Annotated in this window: 15 protein-coding genes and 1 tRNA gene; 12 read left to right on the forward strand and 4 right to left on the reverse strand. The window is 58.2% G+C overall.

What is annotated here, in order from left to right; genetic code table 11:
- Positions 1 to 16: 16 nt before the first annotated feature.
- The gene (gene rnpA / locus Q0955_RS10280; RefSeq protein WP_299423943.1) at positions 17 to 463 is read right to left on the reverse strand and encodes a ribonuclease P protein component; all 447 of its coding nucleotides are present in this window, start codon (positions 461 to 463) and stop codon (positions 17 to 19) included.
- Positions 464 to 484: 21 nt separating this feature from the next.
- Positions 485 to 619, reverse strand: coding sequence for a 50S ribosomal protein L34 (rpmH, locus tag Q0955_RS10285; protein ID WP_005980833.1), 135 nt, complete (start codon positions 617 to 619; stop codon positions 485 to 487).
- 407 nt (positions 620 to 1,026) lie between these two features.
- Here rpmH and Q0955_RS10290 point away from each other — a divergent pair, with 407 nt between their 5' ends.
- From Q0955_RS10290 to Q0955_RS10305, 4 genes are all read left to right on the forward strand, one after another.
- Positions 1,027 to 1,767, forward strand: a complete 741-nt coding sequence (locus tag Q0955_RS10290; protein WP_299423946.1) for a TVP38/TMEM64 family protein — start codon at positions 1,027 to 1,029, stop codon at positions 1,765 to 1,767.
- Positions 1,768 to 1,770: 3 nt separating this feature from the next.
- Positions 1,771 to 3,189: an FAD-dependent oxidoreductase gene (locus Q0955_RS10295; protein ID WP_299423948.1), complete on the forward strand. Its 1,419-nt coding sequence runs from the start codon at positions 1,771 to 1,773 to the stop codon at positions 3,187 to 3,189.
- Positions 3,190 to 3,207: 18 nt separating this feature from the next.
- On the forward strand, positions 3,208 to 4,596 hold the full coding sequence (locus Q0955_RS10300) for a HAMP domain-containing sensor histidine kinase (RefSeq protein WP_299423951.1): 1,389 nt from the start codon (positions 3,208 to 3,210) through the stop codon (positions 4,594 to 4,596).
- A gap of 62 nt (positions 4,597 to 4,658) precedes the next feature.
- A tRNA-Arg gene (locus Q0955_RS10305) sits at positions 4,659 to 4,735 on the forward strand.
- Between the two features lie 101 nt (positions 4,736 to 4,836).
- On the opposite strand, the gene Q0955_RS10310 is transcribed toward Q0955_RS10305, so the two are convergent.
- Positions 4,837 to 5,745, reverse strand: a complete 909-nt coding sequence (locus Q0955_RS10310; RefSeq protein WP_299423953.1) for a LysR family transcriptional regulator — start codon at positions 5,743 to 5,745, stop codon at positions 4,837 to 4,839.
- A gap of 132 nt (positions 5,746 to 5,877) precedes the next feature.
- On the opposite strand from Q0955_RS10310, the gene Q0955_RS10315 reads away from it, so the two are divergent.
- The 3 genes from Q0955_RS10315 to Q0955_RS10325 all read left to right on the forward strand — a co-directional run bounded on the left by Q0955_RS10315 (position 5,878) and on the right by Q0955_RS10325 (position 8,020).
- Positions 5,878 to 6,870 carry an alpha/beta hydrolase gene (locus tag Q0955_RS10315; RefSeq protein WP_299423956.1) on the forward strand — a complete coding sequence of 331 codons (993 nt, stop codon included), beginning with the start codon at positions 5,878 to 5,880 and terminating at the stop codon, positions 6,868 to 6,870.
- A 65-nt stretch (positions 6,871 to 6,935) separates the two neighbouring features.
- Positions 6,936 to 7,403, forward strand: coding sequence for a nuclear transport factor 2 family protein (locus tag Q0955_RS10320; RefSeq protein ID WP_299423958.1), 468 nt, complete (start codon positions 6,936 to 6,938; stop codon positions 7,401 to 7,403).
- A gap of 29 nt (positions 7,404 to 7,432) precedes the next feature.
- Positions 7,433 to 8,020 carry a pyridoxamine 5'-phosphate oxidase family protein gene (locus tag Q0955_RS10325; RefSeq protein WP_299423961.1) on the forward strand — a complete coding sequence of 196 codons (588 nt, stop codon included), beginning with the start codon at positions 7,433 to 7,435 and terminating at the stop codon, positions 8,018 to 8,020.
- Between the two features lie 56 nt (positions 8,021 to 8,076).
- Here the strand turns inward: Q0955_RS10325 and Q0955_RS10330 are convergent, their stop codons facing one another.
- Positions 8,077 to 8,994 carry a LysR substrate-binding domain-containing protein gene (locus Q0955_RS10330; RefSeq protein ID WP_299423963.1) on the reverse strand — a complete coding sequence of 306 codons (918 nt, stop codon included), beginning with the start codon at positions 8,992 to 8,994 and terminating at the stop codon, positions 8,077 to 8,079.
- 149 nt (positions 8,995 to 9,143) lie between these two features.
- On the opposite strand from Q0955_RS10330, the gene ugpB reads away from it, so the two are divergent.
- The 5 genes from ugpB (at position 9,144) to Q0955_RS10355 (ending at position 14,300) form a co-directional block, all read left to right on the forward strand.
- The gene (ugpB, locus tag Q0955_RS10335) at positions 9,144 to 10,451 is read left to right on the forward strand and encodes a sn-glycerol-3-phosphate ABC transporter substrate-binding protein UgpB (protein ID WP_299423966.1); all 1,308 of its coding nucleotides are present in this window, start codon (positions 9,144 to 9,146) and stop codon (positions 10,449 to 10,451) included.
- Positions 10,452 to 10,535: 84 nt separating this feature from the next.
- Positions 10,536 to 11,417, forward strand: coding sequence for a sn-glycerol-3-phosphate ABC transporter permease UgpA (gene ugpA / locus Q0955_RS10340; RefSeq protein WP_299423968.1), 882 nt, complete (start codon positions 10,536 to 10,538; stop codon positions 11,415 to 11,417).
- A complete protein-coding gene (ugpE, locus tag Q0955_RS10345; RefSeq protein ID WP_299423971.1) occupies positions 11,417 to 12,268 on the forward strand; it encodes a sn-glycerol-3-phosphate ABC transporter permease UgpE in 852 nt (283 codons plus the stop codon). Before ugpA ends, ugpE begins: the two co-directional genes overlap by 1 nt.
- Positions 12,269 to 12,282: 14 nt before the next feature.
- On the forward strand, positions 12,283 to 13,338 hold the full coding sequence (locus tag Q0955_RS10350) for a sn-glycerol-3-phosphate import ATP-binding protein UgpC (RefSeq protein ID WP_299423974.1): 1,056 nt from the start codon (positions 12,283 to 12,285) through the stop codon (positions 13,336 to 13,338).
- Positions 13,335 to 14,300, forward strand: coding sequence for a glycerophosphodiester phosphodiesterase family protein (locus Q0955_RS10355; RefSeq protein ID WP_299423976.1), 966 nt, complete (start codon positions 13,335 to 13,337; stop codon positions 14,298 to 14,300). Before Q0955_RS10350 ends, Q0955_RS10355 begins: the two co-directional genes overlap by 4 nt.
- The last annotated feature ends 136 nt before the right edge of the window (positions 14,301 to 14,436 follow it).

Consider the following 14,436-nt stretch of genomic DNA (forward strand, 5'->3'; position numbering starts at 1 on the left):
TTTGGCGCCCAGAGACTTACTTGCGTGGCGTGTGCAATTTACGCAACGCCCATTTCAGATCGCCCTGGAGGGTTTTGAAGTCGCGCGCGTCGGTTTCGTTTTTGCGGCCGATCAAAACGTAGTCCCAGCCGGGCTGCCCAAAGGTCGGGAGAATCGCGCGGGCCACTTCGCGCATTCGGCGTTTGGCGCGGTTGCGGGCGACGGCGTTGCCAACTTTTTTGGAACAGGTGAAGCCCACGCGTACAAGCGATGGATCAACGGCTTCATCGTCGCGGCGTTTGCGGGCCTGGATCATCATCGCCTTGGTACCCTGTTTGCGGGCGCGGGAGGCGGCGAGAAAGTCACTGCGTTTTTTCAGGACGGGCAGCGCGCCGTCCGTTTTGTGGACCAGACAAACGGAAACCGCCGGAGACGATGTCCCGTTGGTGGCTGTGCCATCCGTGGGGGTCTCCGGCGGTGTCATTCCGTCAAACGGTCGGTGAGCTTATGCGCTCAGCGACTTACGACCGCGTGCGCGGCGTGCGTTCAGGATTTTGCGGCCAGCTTTGGTGGCCATGCGCGCACGGAAACCGTGGCGGCGTTTACGAACCAGGTTCGAAGGTTGGTAGGTGCGTTTCATCGCTCCGTCTCCGTCATGTTGTTTCAGCGGGCCCCGGCGCGAGATTCGCGAAGCCTATCTATTCGAAGACCGGTCTTTAGACCTGCCTGCCGAATAAGTCAAACGTCAGATGCGGGATTTTTGGCAAAAAGGCAATGCTTGGAAAGGAAACCGTGTGAATGAGGCGCCGCTTCCTTTAATCGGCGGCATTTTGCGTGGTTTTATGCCTTTCCAAAAGGGGGCTCTGAAACAATCGACCGCTTTTTGAGCGCCTTACAAGCGACAATATTACAGGTCCTAAGCGCCATTGTTACGGTTAACCAAGAATCGCTCACGAAACGTGGCGTTGCGATCAAGCGCCCGTGAGGTCTCTGTTGTTTTGGCGGTTCGTCGGCCATGTTGGAGGGAGACCAAGAAACGGATCAAAGATGTCTGACGTGACTGATACACCTCAAGAAACCAAATCAAAATGGGCGCGCATGTTGCCGCTGGTGGCGCTTGTTGTGGGCGCTGTGCTTGGTGCCTATGCGCTGGGAGATTACCTGAGTTTTGAAGCGCTGCGGGACAATCGCGAAGTGTTGATTGCCTATCGAGATGCGCACTACGCGCTGGCGGTGGTGGTGTTCATGGCGATCTATGTGGTGATTGCCGGATTTTCGTTGCCTGGGGCCACGATTGCCACGCTGACCGGCGGCTTTTTGTTTGGCACCTTTCCGGGCGTGCTGTTCAACGTCGGTGCCGCGACGATTGGGGCCACGGTGGTGTTTTTGGCCGCCCGTTGGGGGCTTGGCGATCGGTTGGCGGCGAAGATGGATGCCGGTGAAGGTAAGATCAAAGCCATCAAAGACGGGATAGATGAGAACCAGTGGTCGATGCTGTTCATCATCCGGCTGGTGCCATTGGTGCCGTTCTTTGTGGCAAACCTGATCCCGGCGTTGGTGGGCGTGTCGCTGTGGCGCTATGTGGCGTCCACTTTCATTGGCATTATTCCCGGTGGGTTGGTTTACACGTCGGTGGGCGCGGGGCTGGGCGAAGTGTTTGCCCGTGGCGAGACGCCGGATTTGGGCATCATCTTTGAGCCACATGTGTTGCTGCCGATCCTTGGCCTGGCGGTGCTGGCGTTCTTGCCGGTTGTGCTCAAACTCATTCGCGGCAAAGAGGCGCTTTAAATCATGGAACAGATCAAGACGGATGTGCTGGTCATCGGGGCTGGCTCTGGTGGGTTGTCTGTGGCGGCTGGGGCAAGCCAGATGGGGGCCAGCGTGGTGCTGCTGGAAGGCCATAAGATGGGCGGCGATTGCCTGAACTTTGGCTGTGTGCCCAGTAAGGCGCTGCTGGCGAGTGCCAAGATGGCGCATCAGCAAACCAAAGGCCAAGCATTTGGCGTGTCCGATCAGGTGCCGCAGGTGGATTATGCCGCGGCCAAGGCACATGTGGCGGATGTGATATCGCAGATTGAGCCGATGGACAGCGTGGAGCGGTTTGAAGGCTTTGGTGTGCGAGTGATCCAGGAATACGGGCATTTCATCAGCCAGTCGGTGGTGCAGGCCGGGGATCATCAGATCACGGCGCGGCGTGTGGTGATTGCCACCGGCTCCAGCCCGCTGGTGCCGCCGATTCCCGGGTTGGATCAGGTGGACTACCTGACCAATGAAACCCTGTTTGAGATGATGGAAACGCCGGAGCACCTGTTGATCATTGGTGGCGGTCCCATTGGGATGGAGATGGCGCAGGCGCATGTGCGGTTGGGCATCAAGGTCACGGTGATCGAGGGCGCCAAGGCGCTGGGGAGGGATGACCCGGAGATGGCGGCGATCGTGTTGGAGCGGCTGCGCGGCGAAGGCGTGGAGATTGCCGAAGGCGCGATGGCGAAGGCGGTGACGCAGAAGGATGGCGTTGTTACAGTTGAGGCGCAGGATGGGCGCAGCTTTAGTGGATCACATCTGTTGGTGGCCGTGGGGCGCAAGGCCAATATGGAACGGCTCAATCTGGAGGCCGCTGGGATTGAGACTCACAAGACCGGGATTTCGGTGGATGCCTCACTCAAGACCAGCAACAAGAAGGTCTATGCGATTGGCGATGTCGCGGGTGGGGCGCAGTTCACCCATGTGGCGGGCTACCAGGCAGGGGTGATCATCCGCTCCATGCTGTTTGGGCTGCCTGCCAAGGCGCGCACGGATCACATCCCTTATGCGACCTATACCGACCCAGAGTTGGCGCAGGTTGGGCTGACTGAAGCCGAAGCGCGGGCGCAGTATGGCGATAAGCTCACCGTGACGCGGTTTGAGAGCCATCACAACGACCGGCTGATTGCCGAGCGTAATGCCTATGGGCTGATCAAAGCGATGGTGGTGAAAGGCCGCCCTGTGGGTGTTTCGATTGTGGGGCCGCAGGCTGGCGAACTGGTGAACTTGTGGTCGTTGGTGATCGCCAATAAGCTGAAGATGAGCGCCGTGGCGGGCATGGTGTCGCCCTATCCCACGGTGGGCGAAATCAACAAGCGGGTTGCAGGGGCCTATTTCTCGCCGCATCTGTTTGATAATCCTAAGGTGAAACGGGTGGTTGGCTTGGTGCAACGCTGGCTGCCGTAACCAGAACGGTCGCGAAATATGCTCAACACGCTTTCAGGTCGGTTCCTGATCCTGACGGTCATCTTTGTGATGCTGGCGGAAGTCCTGATCTTTGTGCCGTCGATTGCACGGTATCGGGAGGATTACCTGTTGCTGCGGCTGGAGCGGGCGCAGATTGCCTCGCTCGCGCTTCTGGCGGATGACATGATTGATGTCGAGCTGGAGCAGGAACTCTTGAAAAACGCGGGCGTTTTTAACGTGGTGTTGCGGCGCGATGAGATGCGGCAGCTGATTCTGAGCTCTCCCATCCCCGAACCCATCAGCGCGACCTATGACATGCGCAACGCCACGGCGAGCGTGTTGATCAAAGACGCGATGATGCAGCTGTTTGAGACCAAGAATCGCGTGGTGCGGGTGATTGGGGCACCGGTACAGGACGCCGGGCTGCTGATTGAGGTGACGATGGACACCGAAGAGCTGCGCATGTCGATGATTGACTACGGCGTGCGCATTCTTGCGTTGTCGGCGGTGATCTCGGTGGTCACGGCGTTTTTGCTGTTTCTGGCGGTGCGGGCGATTCTGGTGCGCCCGATCAAAGGCGTGGTTGGCTATATGCAGACCTATGCCGCTGCTCCGGAAGATGCGCGCAGTCTGATCAAGCCGCAAGCCGGCGTGACGGAGTTGCGCGAAGCGGAAGAGGCCTTGCTGGCGTTGCAGACCGAATTGACCGCGTCGCTGAAGCAGCGCGAGCGGTTGGCACAATTGGGGGGCGCGGTGGCCAAGGTGAGTCACGATCTGCGTAATATCCTGACCTCGGCGCAGCTGTTCACCGACCGCATTGAAAGTAGTGAAGACCCGCTAGTGCGGCGGCTGGCGCCCAAACTGGTGAATTCGATCACCCGTGCGGTGCACCTTTGCGAAAGCACCTTGGCCTTTGGCAAAGCGGAAGAGCCCGCGCCAACACTCACGCGATTTGCGTTGAGCGAGATGGTGGCGGATGTGATTGCCTCTGAACGGCTGGCGGTTGGTGACTTCGATCTCAGCTTTGGTGAGGACATTCCGGCGGGCATGATGGTGCGCGCCGATCCGGAGCAAATGTACCGTGTGGTGAGCAATCTGGTGCGCAACGCGCGTCAGGCGATTGTGGCGAGCGGGCAGTCCGGGGAAATTGCGGTGAGCGCCTCCGAAAATGACGACTCATGGCTGATCACAGTGAAGGACACCGGGCCGGGCTTACCTCCCAAGGCCCAGGAGCACCTGTATCAGCCGTTCCAGGGGGGGATTCGCAAAGGCGGGTCCGGTTTGGGGCTGGCAATTTCACAAGAATTGGTGCGCGGACACGGCGGAATGCTGACTCTTTCAGAGACCGGCGCGGCCGGAACCACCTTTGAAATATGCCTCCCAAAAGGCGAAGTTGCAGTAATCTGATTTTTCTTTGATTTTGCTCTTGCGCCCCCTGAGTGTTCACATTAAACCGCCCCACATAACGCGCTCTGGTAGCTCAGCTGGATAGAGTACCTGACTACGAATCAGGGGGTCGGGGGTTCGAATCCTCCCCAGAGCGCCACTACCTTCCTTCCGGTATAGTGAAATATCCAGCTCCCACTTTTGATGTTTTGGCCTTGTTTTGCAGGCGCTTTGGCCTGTGAATGGCGTGGTTGTTGACGTCTAGGGCAAATCCACCTCAGGAATCATCTGTTTCAGCCGCTCTCCTGCAAAATCCAGAAAAGCGCGGACTTTGGGGGCGACAAGCTTACTCTGCGGGTAGACCAGATGCACCGCCTCTGGCGGCGGCATGTAGGTGGGGAGAATCGGCACGAGCTCGCCGCGTTTGAGCTGATCTGCGACCATATACGAGAGCGCCATGGTGATGCCTTCGCCGGCGGTGGCGGCGGCAAGGGCGGTGGTGGCGTCGTTGACCTCAAAGCGTGGGGTGAGCTGCACATGGCCACGGGTGCTGCCGGATTTATAATGCCAGTCGTGGCCGGGCATAATGCTGGTGAAGCCGATCATAGCGTGCAGTTTCAGGTCCGCCGGTTCATTGGGCGTGCCGCGTCTGGCCAGATAGTCTGGGTTGGCGACAAACAGGCGGCGTACGTGGCCGAGACGTTTGGCCATCAGGTTGGAGTCCGGCAGGTTGCCGATGCGGATGGCCACGTCTATGCCTTCCTCCACGAGATTGGTGACCCGATCCACGGCGATCAGGGACACGGACATGCGCGGGTGGGCCTCCAGAAAGGCGCGCACCACGGGACCGGCGATCAGGCGGCTGAAGGTCATAGAGGAAGACACCGTGAGGTGGCCCTGGGCGATGCCCATTTGCCCCACGGCCTGTTTTTCCGCGTCGTCTATTTCCGAGAGCAGGCGGCGGGTGGCCTCCAGAAAGCTGCTGCCTGCGTCGGTCAAGGAGAGTTGGCGGGTGGAGCGGGTCAGTAATTGCACGCCCAGGCGGACCTCCAGTGCGTTCATGGTGCGGGTCACGGCGGGTGGGGACATGCGCAACTTGTTGGCAGCCTGCACAAAGCTGCCGGTGTCATTGATGGCCGCGAAGACCTCCATCTGTAGAATGCGATCCATTTATTCCACTTTTTGCAATAGTGACTTTCAGGATTGGCATATTCTTCCGGAATAGCAAGGCCGCTATCTGTCCTCTTGTCGAAAGCGACACCGCCACAACCTGGCGCAGCGTTCATAACGAGGGACACAGATATGAAACGGAATGATCTAAAACAGACTTTGCTCACCGGCCTGATCACACTTGGCCTGGGGGCGCAGTTGACGTCTTTGCCAACCTTGGCGCAGGCAGGGCAACCACCGCAGGCCGAGGCCGCAAACGCCGTGCGCTACAACGCGGTCACCATCGAGGGTCAAGAGATATTCTACCGCGAGGCCGGTGAGGCAGACGCACCGGTTGTGCTTTTGCTGCATGGTTTTCCAACCTCTTCTCAGCAGTACCGCAACCTGATCCCCGAGTTGGCGGAAGAGTATCGGGTGATTGCGCCGGACTATCCGGGATTTGGCGCCAGTGCGATGCCGGATCGGACAACGTTTGACTACAGCTTTGCCACCTATGCTTCGCTGATGGATGGGTTCACCGATGCTTTGGCGTTGGATAATTACAGCCTCTACGTGATGGATTACGGCGCGCCGGTGGGCTACCGGCTGGCGTTGAAGGAACCGGATGCGGTTGAGGCTCTGATTATTCAGAATGGCAATGCCTATGACGAGGGCTTGCTGGAGTTTTGGGATGTATTCCGCACCTATTGGGCAGACGGTGGCTCTGAGACACGCGAACCGTTGCGGGATTTTCTGAACGTGACAGCAACAGAATGGCAGTACACCCATGGGGTGCCGCAGAGCCATGCGCATCGTGTGAGCCCGGATGCGTGGATGCTGGATCAGGCCTATCTGGATCGACCGGGCAATCAGGAGATCCAGCTGGATCTGTTTTATGACTATCGCACCAATGTCGATCTTTATCCGGAGTTCCAGGCCTATTTCCGTGCGTATCAGCCGCCCACGCTGATTGTCTGGGGGGAGAATGACTATATCTTCCCGGCGGAAGGGGCTGCGCCTTATTTGCGCGATCTGCCGGAGGCCGAGTTGCACATGATTGATGCGGGGCACTTCATTCTGGAATCGCACGGGCCGGAAGTGGCCGGGCTGATCCGCGACTTTCTCGACAAAGAAATCCAAGACTAACCCAACGCGGCGCGGGGGGAGCCTCTCGCGTCGCATTTCTTTCCCCTGCACAAAGGACTGATCCTATGACAACCCGCCCCCCATTGCCGCCGTTTTCCCGTGAAGATGCCCTCCAGAAGGTGCGTCTGGCGGAAGATGGTTGGAACACCCGCAATCCTGAGAAAGTCTCGCTGGCCTATACGCCGGAGACGCGCTGGCGCAATCGGTCGACGTTTTTGACAGGCCGCGCCGAGGTGCAGGCGTTTTTGAAAGAGAAATGGTCCAAGGAGCGGGAATACCGGCTGATCAAGGAGTTGTGGGCCTTTACTGACAATCGGATTGCGGTGCGCTTTGCTTATGAGTGGCAGGACATGGAAGGGCGCTGGTTCCGGGCCTATGGCAATGAAAATTGGGAATTTGACGAGAACGGGCTGATGCGCGAACGGCATGCCAGCATCAATGATCTGCCGATCAACGAGGCGGACCGGCTGTTTCATTGGCCGCAGGGGCGGCGTCCGGACGATCATCCCAGCCTGTCCGATTTGGGTCTGTAACCTGTCACTGTCAGAGAAAGGTCCGAAACATGGGACATAAGTTTGCAGAGATTGCCTTTACCGAGGCGGTGAAGCGGCACCAGGAGGAGGCTGGATCGCGGGCGTCTTATGCGCGGATGGACGCGCGGGAAGACTACAATAACCGGTTGGGCCCGCATGAGGCGCAGTTTATCGCGGCGCGGGACAGCTTTTATATGGCGACGGTCAGCGAGACAGGCTGGCCGTACATGCAGCATCGCGGCGGGCCGGTGGGGTTCCTGAAGGTGCTGGATGAGCAGAGGCTGGCGTTTGCAGATTACCGTGGCAACCGGCAATACGTGAGCCTTGGTAACCTCAGCCAAAATGACCGTGTGTCTTTGTTTTTTATGGATTATCCCAATCAAACACGGCTGAAACTGTTGGGGCGGGTACGGGTGATTGCACCGGAGGAGGAGGCGCTTCTGGCGCGGCTGTCACCGGATGAGGGCTATCGCGCCCGGGTTGAGCGTGGGTTTGAGATCACGGTGGCCGGGTTCGACTGGAACTGTCCGCAACACATAACACCACGTTATTCCCGCGCCGAAGTGGAAGGCGAGTTTCTGCGGCTTCAGAACCGGATTCGCGAACTGGAAGAATAATTGGCGGGATCTTAAAGTTTGCGATGTGGGCCGGTGGCGAAAGTCACCGGCCTTTTTTATCCGCGTTTTACCTCTTTGGCGGAGGCCACATAGGGTTGCAGGCTTTCGATAAAGGCGTCGACAAAATCCAGCACGACGGGGGAGGTTGGTCCGGAGGCGGGTTGGAGGATCGAGAGGCGGTGGAACAGCTGTGGCTTGAACGGGCGGATCACGATGCCGGTGGCGCGGTAGGCTTCGGCGTCCAGTGCGCTGACCACAGAGGCGCCCATGCCCTGGGCCACCATGGTGCAGGCGGTGGTGAACTGGCGCACTTCGATCAGGCTGTTGAGTTCCACACCATCTTCAGAAAAGGCGCGCGAGAGGTGCTGGTAAAACCGGCTGTCACGGCGGGTGTGGATCAGACGCTCTTGGGCAAGGTCGCGTGGGGTGATGTGATCCTGATCCGCCAGCGGGTGGCCAGCAGGCAGGATGCAGGAAGATTTGATGTGCAGATCCTGACTGCGGGTGGCGGGGTGGCCGAGGAAACCATCGGTGATGCCGCAGTCATATTGTTCGCCGATAATCCATTCCAGAATGCGCTCCGGGCGGTCCGGCTCTAGGGTTACGGTGACGTTTGGGCGCTCCTTTAGGAAGTTGACCAAAACGCCGGGCAGGTGGCTGGTGGCGAAGCCGGGCAGGCAGGCAATGCGGACGTGGCCACCGGTGCGCTCAATCAGGTCGCGGCGCAGATCGTCGAGGTGATCCAACCCGTCCAGAATGCGCTGTACCTCGGCCAAAAGGTAGCGCGAGTCACTGGTGGGTTCGAGCACGCCGCGGTGGCGGGTGAAAAGTTCAATACCGGCAGATTGGGAAAAATCGGAGAGCAAACGGCTAACCGCTGGCTGTGAAACGCCCATGCGTTTGGCAGCCTTGGTCATATTGCCGGTTTCGGCCACGGCACGGAAGGCTTCGAGTTGTCTTAGTTGGAATTTCAATGGCTTACCTCGCGTTTGCCGCGACGCGGCATGTTTACTCTTTGGTTAAACTATAACATGCCATTATGAGTTTTGTTATAAATTCTTCACTTGCATTATGATCTAAACTTTTAAATGATCTGCGCAGCACAGCAGACGGAGGAAATTCTGTGACTCATTTCAAAACAGTTTTGTTTGGTGCCTTGGCTGCCGGTATGACCGCCGGCGTGGCTTCTGCACAGACCGAAATTAACTGGTGGCACGCCATGGGCGGCACCAACGGCGAGCGCGTGGACAAGATTGCGGCGGATTTCAACGCCAGCCAGTCCGAGTACAAAATCGTGCCGTCCTACAAAGGCAACTACACTGAAACCATGACCGCTGCTGTGGCGGCGTTCCGCGCCAAAGAGCACCCACATCTGGTGCAGGTGTTTGAAGTGGGCACCGCAACCATGATGGCCGCCAAAGGCGCGATCTATCCGGTTGAGCAGATGATGAAAGACGCCGGCGAGAGCTTTGACAAAGGCGACTACCTGCCAGCGGTTATTTCTTACTATCAGACGTCCGAAGGCGAGTTGCTGTCGATGCCGTTCAACAGCTCCACGCCGGTTCTGTGGTACAACGCCGACGCGCTGAAAGCAGCCGGTGTTGACGCACCTAAGACCTGGGATGACGTGAAAACCGTTTCCAAGGCGCTGGTCGACAATGGCATGGATTGTGGTGTGAGCTTTGGTTGGCAGTCCTGGGTGATGCTGGAGAACTATTCCTCCTGGCACAACATGGAAATGGGCACCAAAGAGAACGGTTTTGCCGGTTTCGACACCGAGTTCACCTTCAGCAAGAACGACAAGCTGGCCGCGCGTCTGGATGACGTGGCTGCGATGTCTGAAGGCAATCTGTTCAAATATGGCGGTCGTCGTGGCGACTCCCTACCGATGTTCACCAACGGTGAGTGCGGCATGTGGATGAACTCCTCCGCATACTACGGCTCGATCAAATCTCAGGCTGAGTTTGAGTTTGGTCAGACCATGCTGCCGCTGGACACCGCCGCTGCGGATGCGCCACAGAACTCCATCATTGGTGGTGCAACCCTGTGGGCGCTGGCCGGTCACGAGTCTGAAGAGTACAAAGGTCTGGCTCAGTTCATGACCTACCTGTCTTCCCCAGAAGTGCAGGCGTGGTGGCACCAGGAAACTGGCTATGTGCCAATCACCACAGCGGCTTGGGAATTGTCCAAGGATCAGGGTTTCTATGACAGCAACCCAGGGACTGACACAGCGATCAAACAGCTGAGCCTGAACACCCCAACTGCCAACTCCCGCGGCATCCGTTTTGGTAACTTCGTGCAGGTGCGCGACGTGATCAACGAAGAGATGGAAGCGCTGTGGGCCGGTGACAAGACCGCTCAGGAAGCACTGGACGCCGCCGCCGAGCGTGGCAACGCCCTGCTGCGTAAGTTTGAGCGTTCCGCCAAATAAGTGACACTCCCCTGCGCCCGGCGGACCTTAGGTGTTTGCCGGGCGCGTTTCTGTCTAACGACCCCACCCTGACTTGAGGGCCGCATGCTCAAACGCGTCCACTTTCCCACATCTGTCTTGCCCTACCTGTTGGTGGCGCCGCAGATTATCATCACGCTGATCTTCTTTATCTGGCCCGCCAGCCAGGCGGTGTATCAGTCTTTCCTGATCGAAGATGCCTTTGGGCTGTCTACCGAATTTGTCTGGTTCGAGAATTTCCAGATCCTGTTTGAGGACTCGCAGTATCTCGAGACCTTCTGGCGCACGATCATCTTCTCCGCTGCCGTGGCGGTGCTGTCGATGGGCTCGGCCCTGATCCTGGCGGCCTTTGCCGACCGTGTGGTGCGCGGTGCCACAACCTACCGCACGCTGATGATCTGGCCTTATGCGGTTGCGCCTGTGCTGGCCGGTGCGCTTTGGGTGTTTATGTTCAACCCGACCTTGGGCATCTTCCCTTACATTCTTGAATTCATTGGCATCGACTGGAACCATTACCTGAACGGCTCCCAAGCAATGCTGCTGGTGATTTTTGCCGCGGCGTGGAAGCAGATTGCCTATAACTTCCTGTTCTACCTTGCGGCGATGCAATCCATCCCGCGCTCGTTGATCGAAGCGGCGGCGATTGACGGAGCAGGGCCGGTACGCCGGTTCTGGGATCACATTTTCCCGCTGATTTCGCCGACCACTTTCTTCCTGTTGGTGATCAACGCGGTTTACGCCTTCTTTGACACCTTTGGCATCATCCACGCGGTGACCCAAGGTGGTCCGGCCAACAGCACCACAATCCTTGTCTACAAGGTGTTCAACGACGGCTTTGTGGGCCTCGACCTTGGCGGATCGGCGGCACAGTCGGTGATCTTGATGATCCTTGTGATCGCAATGACGGTGGTTCAATTCCGCTATGTCGAAAGAAAGGTGGAATACTGATGGTTGAAAATCGTCGTATCCTAGGGATCATTTCCCACATCGTTCTGATCCTTGGTGTGATCATGGTGGCTTTGCCGATCTGGATCACCTTTGTGGCCAGCACCCATGACGCGGTGCGCATGACGCAGGCGCCGATCCCGATGCTGCCGGGCACGCATTTCTTTGAGAACTTCAAACAGACGCTGTTTGGCGCTGGCCTCTCCGGGTCAGAAGGCGCACCGGTATGGCGGATGCTTTTGAACTCATTGGCGATGGCCTTGATGATTGCCTTTGGCAAGATCGCGATTTCGCTGCTCTCGGCCTTTGCGATTGTGTACTTCAAGTTCCCATTCCGCATGGGGTTCTTCTGGATGATCTTCATCACCCTGATGTTGCCGGTAGAAGTGCGGATTTTGCCGACCTTTGAGGTGGTGGCGAACCTCGGCATGCTCAACAGCTATTGGGGCTTGTCGATCCCGCTGATCGCATCTGCCACGGCCACATTTATGTTCCGGCAGGTGTTTTTGACCATTCCGGATGAGATGCTGGAAAGCGCGCGGATTGATGGGGCGGGGCCGCTGCGGTTCTTCTGGGACATCCTGATCCCACTCAGCCGGACCAATATTGCCGCGCTGTTTGTGATCCTCTTCATCTACGGCTGGAACCAATACCTCTGGCCGCTCCTGATCACCACCGACACAGACATGACCACCATTGTGATGAGCATCAAACAGATGCTGGAGGCGGCCGAGCAATCGCCGCAGTGGAACATCATCATGATGACCGCGCTTTTGGCGATGATCCCGCCCGTGTTTGTGGTTGTTGGCATGCAAAGGCTCTTTGTGCAGGGCCTCACTGAAACTGATAAATAACGGGGATCCTGAGAATGGCATCCATTACACTCAAAGACCTTGTCAAAACCTATGGCGATGTCGAAGTCCTGCACCATGTCGAAGGGGATATCCAGGATGGCGAGTTGATCGTCATCGTGGGGCCGTCAGGCTGTGGTAAGTCCACGCTCTTGCGCATGGTCGCCGGTCTGGAGACCGTGACCTCGGGTGAGATCAGCATTGGTGACAAGGTGGTCAACAAGCTGGAACCAGCCGATCGCGACATTGCGATGGTGTTCCAGAACTACGCGCTTTACCCGCATATGTCGGTGCGCGAGAACATGGCCTATGGTCTGAAGATCCGCAAAATCTCCAAAGAGGAAATTGATCGTCGCGTGCAAGAGGCGGCGGAGATTTTGGAGATTGGGCAGTATCTAGACCGCAAGCCGCGCCAGTTGTCCGGTGGTCAGCGTCAGCGTGTGGCCATGGGGCGTGCGATTGTGCGCAACCCGCAGGTGTTCTTGTTTGACGAACCGCTTTCGAACCTCGATGCCAAGCTGCGGGTGCAGATGCGTCTGGAAATCCGCAAGCTGCAACAGCGCCTGGGCGTGACTTCGATCTACGTGACCCACGATCAAGTCGAGGCGATGACACTGGGTGATCGGTTGATGGTGCTGAACGGCGGCTATGTCGAGCAATTTGGCACGCCGATTGAGCTCTATGACCGGCCAGCGACGGTGTTTGTCGCTGGCTTCATTGGCAGCCCGTCGATGAACTTCCTGCCGGCAACGGCGCGGGATGGCACTGTGACGCTGGGCAACGGCGCGGTTCTTGCTGGCGGGGCGCAGGCCAGTGGCCAGATCACGCTGGGCGTGCGGCCGGAGCACTTGGTTCAGGATGACGCGGGCGCCATCCGCATCATCGTGCAGATGGTTGAGCAATTGGGTGCCAACACGCTGGTACACGGGGTTCTTGAAGGCTCAGAGACTGAGTTTGTGGCCAGTGTGCCTGGGCATGTGACTGCGGATGCTGGCACGTTGATGAGCTTCTCGGCCGCAGCTGAGGATCTGCATATTTTTGACGCGACTTCAGGCAAACGGATCGAGGCATGACGCAGTTTCCTCAGTTAAATGGTTTTTGTGGTGCGCCGGGCTTGGTTCGGCTGATCGGGCACCGTGGCGCGCGTGGTGTGATGCCGGAGAACACACTTGAGGGGTTTGAGTTCACCGTGCGGTCCGGCGTTGTGGCGTTGGAATTTGATGTGGTGCTGACGCAAGATCAGGTGCCTGTGGTGACGCACAATCATCATCTGCTTAATGCGGCGACGCGGGGGGCGGACGGCAAATGGCTGGTCGGGGACGAGCTTAAAGTGTCCGAACTTCCTCTGGCCAAACTACAGACCTTTGATGTGGGCGGTTTGGACGGGCGGACCGTGTATGGGCAGCGCTTTCCGGATCAGGTGTTTATGTCCGGCCTTCGAGTGCCGACGCTGGGCGAGTTGCTGGATATGGGGCTCGCGCCACAGGGGGCGGAGATGCTGTTCCTTTTGGAAATGAAGTCTGACCCGGCGTTTGCGGGGGACACTGCTGCTGCGGAGGCTTTGGTTTCTGAAGCGGTGAAAGCGGTGCGGGCGCGAAAGTTGGAACAGCGCACGGTCTTGCACAGCTTTGATTGGAACCTGCTTGAGGTGTGTGGGCGTATTGCGCCGGACATGCCGCGGTCCTTCCTCACCAAATTGCCAGAGAATGCCGGTGAGCTTGGCGAAGATTCTTCCCGATCTGTGGCTCCAGATTTTGCAAGTTTGGGCATGCCGGTGCCGAAAGCTGTGGCCGAGGCCGGTGGTCAGATGTGGTGCCCCTTTTATGCGGATGTGACACCGGAGTCGGTGGCGCTGGCCCATGAGCTGGGCTTGTTGGTGTCGACTTGGACCGTGAACGAAGTGGATGACATGCACCGCGTGATTGACGCGGGTGTGGACGGGATTGTCACGGACTATCCAGGGCGCGCACAGCGGGTGTTGCTCGAGCGCGGGCTGGTCTGGAGTGAAGACGTGGCGCAGATGGTGGCAGAGTAATCTGCCATCACTCTCCCAATTGCGGGCCGGTCTTGGCGCGCAAGGTGCCGGTTTGTGACCGCGCGTGATCTCGTAAAGCGGGTATTTATGTTGGATAATGCCCACTTAGAACGGGCAGGCGGTTTTGCGGGACGGG

The sequence above is a fragment of the uncultured Shimia sp. genome, assembly GCF_947493595.1.
Classification (GTDB): domain Bacteria; phylum Pseudomonadota; class Alphaproteobacteria; order Rhodobacterales; family Rhodobacteraceae; genus Shimia.

Bases quoted from the DNA above. Each gene is read 5' to 3' on its own strand.
- rnpA (WP_299423943.1), bottom strand. From the start codon at position 463: ATGACACCGCCGGAGACCCCCACGGATGGCACAGCCACCAACGGGACA.
- rpmH (WP_005980833.1), bottom strand. From the start codon at position 619: ATGAAACGCACCTACCAACCTTCGAACCTGGTTCGTAAACGCCGCCAC.
- Q0955_RS10290 (WP_299423946.1), top strand. From the start codon at position 1,027: ATGTCTGACGTGACTGATACACCTCAAGAAACCAAATCAAAATGGGCG.
- Q0955_RS10295 (WP_299423948.1), top strand. From the start codon at position 1,771: ATGGAACAGATCAAGACGGATGTGCTGGTCATCGGGGCTGGCTCTGGT.
- Q0955_RS10300 (WP_299423951.1), top strand. From the start codon at position 3,208: ATGCTCAACACGCTTTCAGGTCGGTTCCTGATCCTGACGGTCATCTTT.
- Q0955_RS10310 (WP_299423953.1), bottom strand. From the start codon at position 5,745: ATGGATCGCATTCTACAGATGGAGGTCTTCGCGGCCATCAATGACACC.
- Q0955_RS10315 (WP_299423956.1), top strand. From the start codon at position 5,878: ATGAAACGGAATGATCTAAAACAGACTTTGCTCACCGGCCTGATCACA.
- Q0955_RS10320 (WP_299423958.1), top strand. From the start codon at position 6,936: ATGACAACCCGCCCCCCATTGCCGCCGTTTTCCCGTGAAGATGCCCTC.
- Q0955_RS10325 (WP_299423961.1), top strand. From the start codon at position 7,433: ATGGGACATAAGTTTGCAGAGATTGCCTTTACCGAGGCGGTGAAGCGG.
- ugpA (WP_299423968.1), top strand. From the start codon at position 10,536: ATGCTCAAACGCGTCCACTTTCCCACATCTGTCTTGCCCTACCTGTTG.
- ugpE (WP_299423971.1), top strand. From the start codon at position 11,417: ATGGTTGAAAATCGTCGTATCCTAGGGATCATTTCCCACATCGTTCTG.
- Q0955_RS10350 (WP_299423974.1), top strand. From the start codon at position 12,283: ATGGCATCCATTACACTCAAAGACCTTGTCAAAACCTATGGCGATGTC.
- Q0955_RS10355 (WP_299423976.1), top strand. From the start codon at position 13,335: ATGACGCAGTTTCCTCAGTTAAATGGTTTTTGTGGTGCGCCGGGCTTG.